12 protein-coding genes are annotated in these 13,227 nt (G+C 67.5%); 3 read left to right on the forward strand and 9 right to left on the reverse strand.

Annotated elements, in window-relative coordinates; all coding sequences use genetic code 11:
• Positions 1–963, forward strand: coding sequence for a GlxA family transcriptional regulator (locus FSV73_RS04300; protein ID WP_145004434.1), 963 nt, complete (start codon positions 1–3; stop codon positions 961–963).
• A 22-nt stretch (positions 964–985) separates the two neighbouring features.
• Here FSV73_RS04300 and FSV73_RS04305 read toward each other — a convergent pair whose 3' ends face one another.
• The 3 genes from FSV73_RS04305 to FSV73_RS04315 all read right to left on the reverse strand — a co-directional run bounded on the left by FSV73_RS04305 (position 986) and on the right by FSV73_RS04315 (position 5,070).
• Positions 986–3,550 carry a bifunctional diguanylate cyclase/phosphodiesterase gene (locus tag FSV73_RS04305; protein WP_145004437.1) on the reverse strand — a complete coding sequence of 855 codons (2,565 nt, stop codon included), beginning with the start codon at positions 3,548–3,550 and terminating at the stop codon, positions 986–988.
• A 179-nt stretch (positions 3,551–3,729) separates the two neighbouring features.
• On the reverse strand, positions 3,730–4,410 hold the full coding sequence (locus FSV73_RS04310; protein WP_145004439.1) for a hypothetical protein: 681 nt from the start codon (positions 4,408–4,410) through the stop codon (positions 3,730–3,732).
• 60 nt (positions 4,411–4,470) lie between these two features.
• Complete coding sequence (locus FSV73_RS04315; protein ID WP_145004442.1) at positions 4,471–5,070, reverse strand: short chain dehydrogenase; 600 nt, start codon at positions 5,068–5,070, stop codon at positions 4,471–4,473.
• A 98-nt stretch (positions 5,071–5,168) separates the two neighbouring features.
• Here FSV73_RS04315 and FSV73_RS04320 point away from each other — a divergent pair, with 98 nt between their 5' ends.
• A complete protein-coding gene (locus FSV73_RS04320; RefSeq protein WP_145004445.1) occupies positions 5,169–6,080 on the forward strand; it encodes a LysR family transcriptional regulator in 912 nt (303 codons plus the stop codon).
• A gap of 539 nt (positions 6,081–6,619) precedes the next feature.
• Here FSV73_RS04320 and FSV73_RS04325 read toward each other — a convergent pair.
• The 5 genes from FSV73_RS04325 to FSV73_RS04345 all read right to left on the reverse strand — a co-directional run bounded on the left by FSV73_RS04325 (position 6,620) and on the right by FSV73_RS04345 (position 11,653).
• Positions 6,620–7,321, reverse strand: coding sequence for an ABC transporter ATP-binding protein (locus tag FSV73_RS04325; protein WP_145004448.1), 702 nt, complete (start codon positions 7,319–7,321; stop codon positions 6,620–6,622).
• An 11-nt stretch (positions 7,322–7,332) separates the two neighbouring features.
• Entirely contained in the window at positions 7,333–8,100 is a 768-nt protein-coding gene (gene livG / locus FSV73_RS04330; protein ID WP_145004451.1) for a high-affinity branched-chain amino acid ABC transporter ATP-binding protein LivG, read from the reverse strand.
• The gene (locus FSV73_RS04335) at positions 8,097–9,353 is read right to left on the reverse strand and encodes a high-affinity branched-chain amino acid ABC transporter permease LivM (protein WP_145004454.1); all 1,257 of its coding nucleotides are present in this window, start codon (positions 9,351–9,353) and stop codon (positions 8,097–8,099) included. The genes livG and FSV73_RS04335 overlap by 4 nt, the downstream gene beginning before the upstream one ends.
• Positions 9,350–10,273 carry a high-affinity branched-chain amino acid ABC transporter permease LivH gene (gene livH, locus FSV73_RS04340; RefSeq protein WP_059226430.1) on the reverse strand — a complete coding sequence of 308 codons (924 nt, stop codon included), beginning with the start codon at positions 10,271–10,273 and terminating at the stop codon, positions 9,350–9,352. Before livH ends, FSV73_RS04335 begins: the two co-directional genes overlap by 4 nt.
• 258 nt (positions 10,274–10,531) lie before the next feature.
• A complete protein-coding gene (locus FSV73_RS04345) occupies positions 10,532–11,653 on the reverse strand; it encodes a branched-chain amino acid ABC transporter substrate-binding protein (RefSeq protein ID WP_145004457.1) in 1,122 nt (373 codons plus the stop codon).
• A gap of 213 nt (positions 11,654–11,866) precedes the next feature.
• On the opposite strand from FSV73_RS04345, the gene FSV73_RS04350 reads away from it, so the two are divergent.
• Positions 11,867–12,184: a DUF2288 domain-containing protein gene (locus FSV73_RS04350; protein ID WP_145004459.1), complete on the forward strand. Its 318-nt coding sequence runs from the start codon at positions 11,867–11,869 to the stop codon at positions 12,182–12,184.
• Between the two features lie 47 nt (positions 12,185–12,231).
• Here the strand turns inward: FSV73_RS04350 and FSV73_RS04355 are convergent, their stop codons facing one another.
• Positions 12,232–13,218, reverse strand: coding sequence for an aldo/keto reductase (locus tag FSV73_RS04355; protein ID WP_145004463.1), 987 nt, complete (start codon positions 13,216–13,218; stop codon positions 12,232–12,234).
• Positions 13,219–13,227: the final 9 nt, after the last annotated feature.

The following is a 13,227-nucleotide window of genomic DNA, read 5'->3' on the forward strand; positions in this document are numbered from 1 at the left end:
ATGACCACCCGCATCGCCTTTCTGCTTTGGCCCGACGTCCGTCCGCTGACCGTGGGCCTGGTCGAGGAAGCGTTGGAACTCGCCGCCCGCCACGCGAGCGACACGCCCTACGAGGTGCGCTTCCTGCAAGCCGGTAGCGAGCTCCAGCCGCGCCTGCCCGGCGGCTACTGGGAAGGCCAGCTGGAACGTCTGGACCGACTCTTCGTGCTGGCCGACGAACCCCCACGCACGGTGCCCCCGCCACTGGCGACCGCCCTGCGGCAGAGCGCCCGGGCTGGGGTGGTCATGGGCGGCTTCTCCGCCGGGGTCCAGGTGCTGGCCCAGCTCGGCCTGCTCGACGGCCATCGCGCCGCCGTGCACTGGCGCTGGCTGGAGGAATTCAGCGAACAGTTTCCCAAGGTCATCGCCACCCACCACCTTTACGAGTGGGACCGCGATCGCCTGACCGCCTGCGGCGGCCTGGCCATCCTCGATCTGCTGCTGGCCATGATCGGTCGTGACCGGGATGCGGAACAGGCGGGCACCATCGCCGAAGAGCTGATCGTCGAGCGCCTGCGCGAGGGCAGCGAGCGGCAGCGGATCCCGCTGAAGAATCGCCTGGGTTCGAGCCATCCCAAGCTGACCCAGGCGGTGATGCTGATGGAGGCCAACATCGAGGAGCCCCTCACCACCGACGAGATCGCCCAGCATGTCTGCGTCTCCCGCCGGCAACTGGAGCGGATCTTCAAGCAATACCTGGCGCGGGTGCCCAGCCAGTACTACCTGGAGTTGCGGCTGAACCGGGCGCGCAAGATGCTCACCCAGACCAGCAAGTCCATCATCCAGATCGGGCTGTCCTGTGGTTTCTCCTCGGGACCGCACTTTTCCAGCGCCTACCGCAACTTCTTCGGCGTGACCCCCCGCGACGACCGCAACCAGCGGCGCGGCGCGGCGGGCGAGGGCAGCATGGTGGCCGAGCGCTAGGCGCCCGCCGCCGGGGATCACCTCAGCTCAGGGGTTCCGTGGTCGCCTCTTGCAGCCAGGCGCTCAACTGGTCGGCTGGTAGCGGGGCGCCGCAATGGAAGCCCTGGATCTCGTCCGCCGGCAGGCGCTGCAACTGGCGCAGGTGATCGGCGTCTTCCACGCCTTTCAGGGTCACCGTCAGCCCCAGCGAGCGACCCAGATCGATCAGCGCCCGGACCAGGGCACAGTCTTCGGGGGCGCGGTCGCGGCGGCTGATCAGGCTGCGGTCGAGGCGGATGCCGTCCAGCGGATAGCGTTGCAGATAGGCCAGGGAGCAGAGGCCGGAGCCGAAGTCGTCGAGGCACAGACGCACCCCCAGCCCCTTGAGCGCGCCCAGGGTATTGGCCACATCCGCCGCCGGATCCAGCAGGGTGCGCTCGGTCAGCTCCAGTTCCAGGCGGGGGGCCGCCAGGCCGCTGCGATAGAGCGTCTCGGCCACCAGCTGCACCGGGTCTTCGTTGGCGTGGAATTGCTGCGGCGACAGATTCACCGATACCGACAGCTGTTCCGGCCAGCCCTGGGCGTCGTGGCAGGCGGTTTCCAGCACCCAGCGCCCCAGGCGCTGGGCGAGTCCCGCGTCTTCGGCCAGGGCGAGGAAGTCCAGCGGCTCCAACAGCCCCTGGGTCGGATGCTCCCAGCGCACCAGCGCCTCGAAGCCGCGCAGGGCGCCATCGACCAGGCTGCGGCGGGGCTGGTAGTAGAGGCTGAGGCGGTCGTCGCGCAGCGCCTGGCGGAGCTCCTGTTCCAGCTGCCGGCGCTTGAGCACCTGCTCGTTCATGGCCGGTTCGTGGAAGCGCCAGGTGCCGCGGCCGGCGGCCTTGGCCTGGTAGAGGGCGATGTCGGCCAGGCGCAGCAATTCGGCGGGGATGCCGGTATCGCGGGGCGCCAGGGTCACGCCGATGCTGCTGCCGATGAATACCCGCTGCTCGCCGAGACGGAACGGCTGGCGCAGCTGTTCCACCAGTCGCCGGCAGAGATCGGCGATGGTGCCCGCTTCCCGCTCCCCGATGAGCACCACGCAGAATTCGTCGCCGCCCAACCGGGCCACCAGGTCGGTGGCGGTCACGTTCTGCCGCAGGCGCTGGGCCGCTTCCTGGAGTACCTGGTCGCCCGCGGCATGGCCGAGGGCATCGTTGACCGTCTTGAAGCGGTCGAGATCGAGGCTGAGCAGGGCCAGCGGACGGGGCTCCGGTCCTTCCAGGTGCGTCGCCAGGAACTGGTGCAGGCGATGCCGGTTGGGCAGGCCGGTCAGGGGATCGTGCCAGGACAGGTGCTGGACCTGGGCCAGGGCCTCGATCTCGTCGGTAAGGTCGGTCACGGTGCCCCGGTAGCCGCCTTCGGGAATGGCCCGGGCGGCCACCCGGCAGGTGCGCTCGCGGCCTTTGCCGTCCAGGTAGTGGCAGACCAGCGGCGGGCGGGGCTTGCGGTCGTGCTCGTGGCCGGCGAGCCAGTGCGCCAGGGTGTCGGCATGGGGGGTCAGCAACTCGTTGAGCGGGCGACCCAGCCAGCGCTCGGCGGCTTCCCCGGTGACCTCGGCAAAGCGATCCGAGACATAGACCAGGCGCAGGCCGGCATCGACCTCCCAGAGCCAGTCCGAAGTGGCCTCGGCGATGTCGCGGAAGCGCCGCTCACCGATGGCCAGCTCGCTGCGGCTGGCCAGCAGGTCGTCGTACTGGGCGTCCAGCTGGCGCAGCGAGACCAGCGCCTGGCGAAACAGCCAGATCAGCCCCAGCAGCAGGATCAGCACGCCGCCGCCGAACAGCGGCAGGGTCTGCTGCATGAGCCACAACCCCGGGCGCGGCGGGCGCCAGGTCAGCTGATAGCTGGAGCCTGGCAGTTGCCAGCTGGCGCGGCCTCCGGTCGGGTCGTTGGTGATGCTCAGGGGCGGCAGGTTGTTGGCTTCGCTCAGGGCCGCCAGCCGCGCGGGGCTCAGCACATTGACGAAGACCAGCACCGACGCCGGGGCATCCTGGGGGCGGACGCCGGCATGGTCGCTGGGGGTGATGGCGGCAGCGGCCACCAGGGCGGGCGTGCCAGCGACGTTGAGCACGCCGGATACGCTGCCGGCGCGGGCATCCGCGCTCCGCGCCGCCGCCAGCAGACCGCTGATGTCGCCCTGCAGCCAGGGGGTGGCGGGATCGGCGAGCTGGCCCTCGAGCAGGCGGTAGCGCGGCCGGTCCTGCCCGTCGAACACCAGCACCCCCTCGTAGCCGTAGACCTGGAACAGGGATTCGCCCAGATTGCCCTGTTCGAAGGCCCAGTCGCTATCCAGCGCCTGGTGCAGGCGGCGATAGGCCTCGTCCCACTTGCTGTAGTCGATGAGGTTGCGCGCCACCTCCTCGTCGAGGCGGGTGAAGGTCCGGCCGACGGCGCGTTCGGTGTGCTGGGCGACCGTGGCATCCTGGCGCACGGCGTTATCCACCAGCAGGTAGCAGCCCAGGCCGATGAGCCCCAGGAGCAGCACGCAGAGCGCCGGGAACAGCCGCAGGATGATGGTATGGCCCCGCCGCCGCGGTGGCGCGCTGCGTGACGCTGGAGATGATGGCATGCCGGGACCCTGGCTGATGGAGCGTTCCTGTGCCTTCGCCACGGAGCGACGCCGAAGGCGTCCGGGGCGAAGTGGAGAGAAGCGTGGCGCCGCTAGACTAGCCCCTGGCGGGGCGCGGCGCTTAAGTTAAAGTGGAAGATGCCAAGAAGATCGCGCTAAGCAACCCGCGAAGCCCCATGCTAGGTGGGATTTCCGGCGCCGCCATAGAAGGCGCAGCCCTGCCAGGTCTCGCCGTTGATCCGCAACTCGGCCTGCAGCGATTGCACGGTCCCGGTACGGCCGTCCACACAGCGCCGTGGATTGATCCACAGCTCGACCTTCTCGCCGTTGGCCTCGGTGGACAGTGCGCGCATGCCACCCGGCAGCTCTTCCTGCACGAAGGGCAGGGCGCGGCGCTGCTGGCCGGCGGTGCTGACCAGCATGCCCTGGTTACTGACCTGGACGCTCCAGTCCGGTCCGTGGCCTCCCGCGCTCATGGCGGTGCGCTTGAAGTTGGGATCGCTGCAACCCGGTCCGCTGTACTGCACGCGATAGACGTCGGTGACGGCGAACACGCCCTGGGCGCCGTCGCGTCCACCGGATTTCAGCTTGCCGCGCAGATCGGCGAACAGGGAGGCGGCACCGCTATCGGCGGCCAGCTCATGGGCGTCGCGCAGGATGGCGGTGTTGTTGGCGTCGGTGACGTCGAAGAAGCGCTGCTCCTGGCAGGGACGGAACAGCAGCTGCTCGCCGCTCCAGCGCAGATCGCCCTGCAACCGCTCGCCACCCGGCGCCTGGGGGGTATCGTCACTCTGGAACAGACTGCAGCCGCCGAGGAGGCCGAGCAGGGCAAGGGGAAAGATGGAACGCGGCGCTGGCATCGCGGGACTCCCGACTAAGGTGGGCACACGTTACTCAGACAGCGCCGGGAGCTCAAGGACTTACCAGACGCGATAAGTCTTGCCGGTTTCCGCGCCTTCCAGGCTGCGCTCATAGGCCAGGGCCGCGTCGGCCGCGGCAACCGCCTTGAAACCGCGGAAGAAGTCACCGTAGTGCGCCAGGGATTCTGCCAGCACCGTCGGACTCACGGCATTGAGTCGCTGCCCGCGTGGCAGCTCGATGGCCGCGCCGCGGACGAAGCCTTCCAGGGCGGCATTGACCATGGCCGCGGAGCTGCCCTGAACGATGGGCTGCTCGCTGATGATGCCCGTGGTCAGGGTGAAGGAGGCGCCCCCGGCGGCCTGGGCCTGGCCGAGCAGGACCAGGTTGACCTGGCCCATGAGCTTGTCCTGCAGTCCCTTCTGGTAGGCCTCCGGAGTCATGTCGAGGAGGGGGGCGAAGGTCACCGAGCCCACCGCGCTGACCAGGGCGTCGAAGCGCCCCACCTTGGCGAACAGGGCGCGGATGGAATCCGGTTGGGTGATATCGACCTGCAGGTCGCCCGACTGGCGGCCGACACGGACCAGATCGTGGCGGCTCCCGAGGCGTTCGGCGATGGCACTGCCCAGGGTACCGCTGGCGCCGACGAGGATGATTTTCATGGCAAGACTCCGTGAGGGGATAGGAGTCCTCAGCCTAGAATGGCGGATTGCCTGGATAAATCGCCCAACGGGCAATCCACTGTTTCCAGGAGGAAACGATGCACGACGATTTCGCCGATCTCGCGGCCTTTGCGGTGCTATGCGAGAGTGGCAGTTTCACCCGGGCGGCCGAGCGCCTCGGCTGCAGCAAAGGCCAGCTGTCGAAGCGCATCCGCGCCCTGGAGGCGCGGCTGGAGACCCAGTTGCTGCACCGCACCACCCGACGGCTCGCGCCCACTCCGGCTGGCCGCGCCCTGCTGCCCGAGGCCCAGGCCTTGCTGCAGCAGCGCGAGCGGGCCTTGCAGAGCGTGGCGCGGCTGCGTGAAGAGGCCGTGGGCCAGGTGCGGCTCACCGTTCCGGTCTCCCTCGGCTACACCTTCTTCGAGGTACTGTTGGCCTGCCGTACCACCCATCCCGCCATCCAGCTGGATCTGGTGCTGGACAATGGCTATCGCGACCTGGTGGCCGAGGGATTCGACCTGGCGATCCGCGCGCGGGTGGAGCCGGATGAACGCCTGGTGGCACGGCCGCTGTTCGCCATGCAGGAGGTGACCTGCGCCGCCCCCGGGTACCTGGCGGATCACCCGCTCCCGGCGCGTCCCGAGGACCTGCTCGAGCACCGCTGCCTGGTGAACAATCACTATGCCGAGGGCGAGGTCTGGCTCTATCACCGCGAGCATCGGCTCAGCCGGGTAGCGGTGGCGCCCGGCTTGGCCTGCAACCACTACAGCCTGCTCAAGCAGGCCGCGCTCGCCGGCCAGGGCGTCGCCCGGCTGCCGTCCTTCATGGTGCACGAGGAATTGGCCTCCGGCGCGCTGGTCTGGCTGCTGCGGGAATGGCGGACACCCAGTGTGCCGCTGTTCCTGGTCCATCCCTACCAGGGCGGGTTGCCCAGGCGCACGCGGGTGGTGGCGGAGGCCCTGAGCGATTGGTTCGAGCGCAGTCGCCAGCGTTTGGAGGCCTTGGGGTAGCGGGGCTGATGGAACTCAACGCCTGCACGGACAGCCCCCTCTCCCCCCGGGAGAGGGTTGGGGTGAGGTGACTCTTCGCCACGAAGCCCCAGCGGCAAAGGCTGCTTTGTTTTCCACGCTACGTCGCTGTTGGGCTTCGACGGTGGAGCTGTCTCAACCCAACCTACGCGTTGCATGGACAGCCCCCTCTCCCCGCGGGAGAGGGTTGGGGTGAGGGCACCCTTCACCGTGAAGCCCCAGTGGAAAAGGCTGCGCCGTTTTCCACGCTACGGCGCTGTTGGGCTTCGACGGTGGAGCCGTCTCAACCCAACCTACGGTCGATCCGCCGTAGGTTGGGTTGAGCGCAGCGAAGCCCAACGGATCCGCGGGTGTGGAGGTGTTGGGCTTCGACGATGCAGCTGTCTCACCACAATTAAAGGCTGCCGTTTAGACCGGTGGCGCGTTGGTCATGGAGGGGTATCGCGGCCAACGGCCGTTCCTACAGGGTGGGTTGTACCTGTAGGAGCGGCCCATGGCCGCGAGGTGTCGTTCTGCGAGGCTCACCCGCCCAGATAGGCCTTGCGTACGTCGGGGTTGGCCAGCAGTTCGGCGCCGCTGTCCTGCATCACGATACGGCCGTTTTCCAGCACGTACCCGCGGTCGGCCAGCTTGAGCGCCTGGTTGGCGTTCTGCTCGACGAGGAACACCGTCACCCCGTCCTGGCGCAGCTGCTCGATGATCTCGAAGATCTGCTGGATGATGATGGGCGCCAGCCCCAGCGACGGCTCGTCGAGCAGAAGCAGGCGCGGCTCGCTCATCATGGCGCGGCCGATGGCGAGCATCTGTTGCTCGCCGCCGGACATGGTGCCGGCGCGCTGCGCATAGCGTTCCTTGAGGCGCGGGAAGAGGCCGAGGACCTTGTCCAGCTGGCGGTCGTAGGCGTCCTTGTCGGTGAAGAAGCCGCCCATGGCCAGGTTCTCTTCCACGGTCAGGCGGGCGAACACCCGGCGGCCTTCCGGCACCACGGCGATGCCCTTGCGCATGATCTGCGCGGTGTCCTGGCCGACCAGCTCCTCGCCTTCGTAGCGGATGCTGCCGCTGTGGGCACGCGGGGTGCCGCAAAGAGTCATCAGCAGGGTGGACTTGCCGGCGCCATTGGCGCCGATCAGGGTGACGATCTCGCCCCGGTTCACCTGCACGCTGACGCCATGCAGGGCCTGGATCTTGCCGTAGAAGGTGGAGACGTTGTCGAACTGCAGCATGGAAGTCTCCATCAGGATTCGCCCAGGTAGGCCTTGATCACGTCGGGGTTGTTGCGGATCTGCTCCGGGGTCCCGTCGGCCAGGGGGGTGCCCTGGTTGATCACCACGATGTGGTCGGAAATGCTCATCACCAGGTGCATGTCGTGCTCGATCAGCAGCACGGTCACGCCGTGCTCGGCGCGCAGCAGGGCGATGAGCGCCTTGAGGTCCTCGGTCTCGCGCGGATTGAGGCCGGCGGCCGGCTCGTCGAGCATGAGGATCTGCGGGCGGGTCATCATGCAGCGGGCGATTTCCAGGCGGCGCTGCTGGCCGTAGGCGAGGTTGCCGGCATTGCGGTTGGCGAACTCGCCGAGGTTGACCTGCTCCAGCCAGAAGCGGGCGTAGTCCATGGCCTCGGCTTCGCTCTTGCGGAAGGCCGGGGTCTTGAACAGGCCGGCCAGGAAGCCGGTGTTGAGGTGGCGGTGCTGGGCCACCAGCAGGTTCTCCACTGCGGTCATTTCCTTGAACAGGCGAACGTTCTGGAAGGTGCGCACCACGCCCTTGCGGGCGATCTTGTGCCCCGGCAGGCCCTGGATGGCCTCGCCGTTGAGCAGGATCTCCCCGCCGCTGGGACGGTAAAAGCCGGTCAGGCAGTTGAACACCGTGGTCTTGCCGGCGCCGTTGGGGCCGATCAGGGAGACCACCTGGCCCGGTTCCACACGGATGTTGACGCCGTTGACGGCCAGCAGGCCGCCGAACCTCATGGACAGGCCGGTGACATCGAGAAGGGCTTGGCTCATTTGCGCAACTCCAGGTGCGGGCGTTGCATCGGGAGCAGGCCTTGCGGACGCCAGATCATCATCACGACCATCAGCAGGCCGAACATCAACATGCGGTATTCGCTGAATTCGCGCATCAGCTCCGGCAAGAGGATCATCACGATGGCCGCGAGGATCACGCCGAGCTGGGAGCCCATGCCACCCAGCACCACGATGGCCAGGATGATGGCTGACTCGATGAAGGTGAAGGATTCCGGCGACACCAGGCCCTGGCGGGCGGCGAAGAAGCTGCCGGCGAAACCGGCGAAGCAGGCGCCCAGGGTGAAGGCCGAGAGCTTGATCAGCGTCGGGTTCAAGCCCAGGGCGCGGCAGGCGATCTCGTCTTCGCGCAGGGCTTCCCAGGCGCGGCCGATGGGCATGCGCAGCAGGCGATTGATCACGAACAGGGTCAGCAGCACCAGCAACAGGGCGATCAGGTAGAGGAAGACCACCTTGTATTCCGAGTTGTAGGGGATGTTGAAGTATTCGTGGAAGGGGGTCATGCCCTCCGGCGCGCGCCGCTCGAAGGTCAGGCCGAACAGGGTCGGCTTCTCGATGCCGCTGATACCGTTGGGCCCGCCGGTCCACTCGGTGAGGTTGCGCAGGAGGATGCGGATGATCTCGCCGAAGCCCAGGGTGACGATGGCCAGGTAGTCGCCGCGCAGGCGCAGCACCGGGAAGCCGAGCAGGAAGCCGAACAGCGCCGCCATCAGCCCCGCCAGCGGCAGGCAGACCCAGAAGCCCAGGCCATAGTAGTGGGAGAGCATGGCGTAGGTGTAGGCGCCGACGGCATAGAAGCCGACGTAGCCCAGGTCCAGCAGACCGGCCAGGCCCACCACGATGTTCAGGCCGAGGCCGAGCATCACGTAGATCAGGATCAGGGTGGCGATGTCCACCGCGCCGCGCGAGCCGTAGAAGGGCCACACCAGGGCGACCAGGATCAGCGCCAGGATCACCCAGCGCTGGGTCTTGGGCTCGGTGAGCATGCTGCCCAGGCCGGTGGCCGGCAGTTGCAGGCCGCCGCTGCGGCGCCAGCCGGCGGTGAGCGGGTCACGCACCAGTTGCCAGACGAACATCAGCACCGCGGCCAGGGCCACGGTCCAGAGGTTGCGCGGCGTGGCACCGTGCACTTCCAGGTTGACGCCCACCGTCTCCAGCTTGAGGCCGAGGATCGGATAGGCGACGGCCAGCACCAGCAGGGCGCTGAAGAAGGCGGTTCTCAGACGGGCACTCATACTTTTTCCACCTCGGGACGGCCGAGGATGCCGGTGGGACGGAACAGCAGCACCAGGACCAGCAGGCTGAAGGCCACCACGTCCTTGTACTGGTCGCCGAAGACATCGGCGCCGAAGGCCTCGGCCACGCCGAGCACCAGGCCGCCGAGCATGGCGCCGGGGATGCTGCCAATGCCGCCCAGCACCGCCGCGGTGAAGGCCTTGATACCGGCCAGGAAGCCCAGGCTGGGGTTGATCACGCCGTACTGGATGCCCAGCAGGACCGCCGCCACGGCGGCCAGGGTGGCGCCGATGACGAAGGTCAGGGCGATGATGCCGTTGGTGTTGATGCCCAGCAGGTTGGCCATCTTGATGTCCTCGGCGCAGGCGCGGCAGGCGCGGCCCAGGCGGGAGCGGGAGATGAACCAGGTCAGGCCGAGCATGGTGAGCAGGGTGACGATGAAGATCAGCACCTGGACGTAGGAGATCACCACGCCGTTCATGGCGTCGGTACCGATGATGAAGTTGCCCGGCAGCAGGTTGGGGATCGACTTGTCCTTGGAATCCTGGGCCAGCAGCACCCAGTTCTGCAGGAAGATCGACATGCCGATCGCCGAGATCAGCGGGATCAGGCGGTTACCGCCGCGCAGCGGGCGATAGGCGATGCGTTCGATGCTGTAGCCATAGGCACTGGCGATGACGATGCTGGCGGCGAAGGCGGCGAGCATGACGATGGGCAGGCTGTGGATGCCCAGCATGGCGAGGCCGGCGATGGCGATGAAGGCCACGTAGGAGCCGATCATGTACACCTCGCCATGGGCGAAGTTGATCATGCCGATGATGCCGTAGACCATGGTGTAGCCGATGGCGATCAGGGCATAGGTGCTGCCGACCGTGAGGCCGTTTACCAGCTGTTGCAGGTAGTGGTAGAACTCGGGCATGGGTGTCTCCAGGGGACCTCTGCGCACTTCTGGTGCGGGTCCCAGGCCTCGGATGGAGGCGGATAAACGAAGCCCACTGCCAATGACAGTGGGCTTCGGTGTTACGGACTTCGAAGCTGTTCAGAACCTGCTGCGCGTCGGCCAAACCGCGTTGAACACACCTTCGGAATGCTCATTTACCTCTTGTAAACTCCGCTTCCTCAGGTGTGTTCGCCTTGTTTGTCTCTAGCTCGCGAGGTCCTGAACAGCTTCTAGGGCTTACTTGGCTTCGGTCTTGGTGCCGTCGGCGTGCCACTCGTAGACCACGAACTCGAAGTTCTTCAGGTCGCCCTTGTCGTCGAACGCCAGCTCACCGGTGGGGGTGTTGAAGGTGTTGGCGCGCAGGGCCTTGGCCACGTCCTCGGGCTTCTCGTCGCCGGCCTTCTGGATGCCTTCGGCGATAACCTGCACGGCGGCGTAGGAGGGGAACACGAAGGGACCGCTCGGATCCTGCTTCTTATCCTTGAACGCCTGGACCAGCGCCTGGTTTTTGGGATCCTGGTCGAAGGAGCGCGGCAGGGTGACCAGCAGGCCTTCGGAGGCCTTGCCGGCGATGGCGGAGATGGAGCTGTTGCCCACGCCTTCCGGACCCATGAACTTGGCGGTCAGGCCCTTCTCGGCGGACTGACGCAGGATCAGGCCCAGCTCGGGGTGGTAGCCACCGTAGTAGACGAAGTCGACGTTGGCCTGCTTGAGCTTGGCGATCAGCGAGGAGAAATCCTTGTCGCCGGAGTTGATGCCTTCGAACACGGCGACCTTGATGCCGGCCTTGTCCAAGGTCTGCTTGACCGCGGTGGCGATGCCTTCGCCGTACTGCTGCTTGTCGTGGATGACCGCGACCACCTTCGGCTTGACGTGCTCGACGATGAACTTGCCGGCGGTCGGGCCCTGCATGTTGTCCAGGCCGATGGTGCGGAAGATCAGCTTGTAGCCACGGTTGGTGATGTCGGGGCTGGTCGCCGCCGGGGTCACCATCAGGATGCCTTCGTCCTCGTAGATGTCGGAGGCGGGCTGGGTGGAGCTGGAGCAGAGGTGACCGACGACGAACTTGACGCCATCGTTGACGATCTTGTTGGCAACCGCGACGGCTTGCTTGGGATCGCAGGCGTCGTCGTAGATCACGCCCTCGAGCTGCTTGCCCTTGACGCCGCCGGCCTTGTTGATCTGCTCGATGGCCATCTGGGCACCGATGAACTCCATGTCACCGTACTGGGCGACCGGACCGGTCTTGGGGCCGGCCAGGCCGATCTTCAGGGTGTCGGCTGCCAGGCTGTGGCTGGCCATGCCGGCCAGTGCCAGGGCCGCGACCAGGCGGGAGAAACGCAGGGTTGCCTTGTTCATGAGTGCTCCACTCGGAATGCTTTATTAATGAGGCAGTTGGACGCGAAAGTGTGCCGATTTTGTTCTGTATGACGCGCAGCGCAGTTTAATCACCGTGTGTTCGTCTTGGAAAGCTGGCGGCGACAACTTGTCGGCTCTGTCGGCCGCCCATCCGGGCGCTCGGCAAGCGTGGAGGCTGGCGGTAGAATCCGGCCTTTTCGCGAGGCCCGCACCATGACCGATCACGCCACCCGCTACGCCACCCTGCTCGGGCAGACCGCCGCCATCGGCTGGGAAGAATTGCAACCGCATTTTGCGCGGGGTGTGCTGCTGGAAGTGGCGCCGGAACTGGACCTCATCGAAGCGGCCATCGCCGTGACCGCGGACGATGCCGCCCGGGTCGGGCTGTGGCTGCAGCAGGGCCAGCTGGCCAAGGTCGACGAAGCGCGAGCCCGCCGCCGGCTGGAGGCGCCGGAGGTGGCTCTGTGGGCGGTGGTGGTGGCGCCCTGGGTACTGATGCAGGAGCGTCCGGCCGAGCGCGCGGCGGACTGAAACGACCACGGCCCGCGCGAGGCGGGCCGTGGGCTGGGCGCTGACGATCAGCGTTCGCTGTCGAGATCGCGCAACTGGTGTTCGCCGTAGCGGTCACCCGCCACCGCGCCGGGCGGCAGCAGCCGTTCCAGTTCGGCGCGATCCGCGGCGCTCAGGGTCAGGTCCAGGGCACCCAGGGATTCGTCCAGCTGGTCGCGGCGCCGGGCGCCGATCAGCGGCACGATGTCCTCGCCCTGGGCCGCGACCCAGGCCACCGCCAGCCGGGCCGGCGTGGTGCCCCGCTGTTCGGCGAACTGGCGCAGGCCTGCCACCAGTGCCAGGTTGCGTTCCACGTTACCCGGCTGGAAGCGCGGGCTGTGGGCGCGGAAGTCGCCCTGGCCCTTGGGCGCCTGCCAGTGGCCGCTGAGCAGGCCACGGGAGAGCACGCCATAGGCGCTGATGCCGATGCCCAGCTCGCGGCAGGTCGGCAGGATGTCGGCCTCGATGCCGCGTGAGACCAGCGAATACTCGATCTGCAGGTCGCAGACCGGATGCACCGCGGCGGCGCGTCTGAGGGTCTCAGCGCCGACTTCCGACAGGCCGACATGGCGGATGTAGCCGGCCTGCACCAGCTCGGCGAGGGCGCCCATGGTGTCCTCGATGGGTACCTGGCGATCCAGGCGCGCCGGTCGATAGATGTCGATGTGGTCCACGCCGAGGCGCTTGAGGCTATAGGCGACGAAGTTCTTGATCGCCGCCGGCCGGGTGTCGTAGCCCAGCCACTCGCCGCCCGGCCCGCGCAGGGCGCCGAACTTGACGCTGATCAGCGCCCCGTCGCGGCGGCCGCGCAAGGCTTCGCCCAGCAGCAACTCGTTGTGGCCCATGCCATAGAAGTCACCGGTGTCGAACAGGGTGATGCCGCGCTCCAGGGCGGCGTGGACGGTGGCGATGGCCTCGCCGCGGTCGGCGGTGCCATAGAGGTCGGACATGCCCATGCAGCCCAGACCGAGGGTGGATACCTGCGGGCCCTGGCGGCCCAAGCGACGCTGTTGCATGAAGGATGC

Origin of the sequence: Pseudomonas oryzihabitans (genome assembly GCF_007665395.1) — a bacterium.
Classification (GTDB): domain Bacteria; phylum Pseudomonadota; class Gammaproteobacteria; order Pseudomonadales; family Pseudomonadaceae; genus Chryseomonas; species Chryseomonas psychrotolerans_C.

What these genes read in the sequence shown, in the direction of transcription:
- FSV73_RS04335 (WP_145004454.1), bottom strand. Translation starts at nt 9,353, where the DNA reads ATGAGTGCCCGTCTGAGAACCGCCTTCTTCAGCGCCCTGCTGGTGCTG.
- FSV73_RS04355 (WP_145004463.1), bottom strand. Translation starts at nt 13,218, where the DNA reads ATGCAACAGCGTCGCTTGGGCCGCCAGGGCCCGCAGGTATCCACCCTC.
- livG (WP_145004451.1), bottom strand. Translation starts at nt 8,100, where the DNA reads ATGAGCCAAGCCCTTCTCGATGTCACCGGCCTGTCCATGAGGTTCGGC.
- FSV73_RS04315 (WP_145004442.1), bottom strand. Translation starts at nt 5,070, where the DNA reads ATGAAAATCATCCTCGTCGGCGCCAGCGGTACCCTGGGCAGTGCCATC.
- FSV73_RS04305 (WP_145004437.1), bottom strand. Translation starts at nt 3,550, where the DNA reads ATGCCATCATCTCCAGCGTCACGCAGCGCGCCACCGCGGCGGCGGGGC.
- FSV73_RS04345 (WP_145004457.1), bottom strand. Translation starts at nt 11,653, where the DNA reads ATGAACAAGGCAACCCTGCGTTTCTCCCGCCTGGTCGCGGCCCTGGCA.
- livH (WP_059226430.1), bottom strand. Translation starts at nt 10,273, where the DNA reads ATGCCCGAGTTCTACCACTACCTGCAACAGCTGGTAAACGGCCTCACG.
- FSV73_RS04300 (WP_145004434.1), top strand. Translation starts at nt 1, where the DNA reads ATGACCACCCGCATCGCCTTTCTGCTTTGGCCCGACGTCCGTCCGCTG.
- FSV73_RS04325 (WP_145004448.1), bottom strand. Translation starts at nt 7,321, where the DNA reads ATGCTGCAGTTCGACAACGTCTCCACCTTCTACGGCAAGATCCAGGCC.
- FSV73_RS04350 (WP_145004459.1), top strand. Translation starts at nt 11,867, where the DNA reads ATGACCGATCACGCCACCCGCTACGCCACCCTGCTCGGGCAGACCGCC.
- FSV73_RS04310 (WP_145004439.1), bottom strand. Translation starts at nt 4,410, where the DNA reads ATGCCAGCGCCGCGTTCCATCTTTCCCCTTGCCCTGCTCGGCCTCCTC.
- FSV73_RS04320 (WP_145004445.1), top strand. Translation starts at nt 5,169, where the DNA reads ATGCACGACGATTTCGCCGATCTCGCGGCCTTTGCGGTGCTATGCGAG.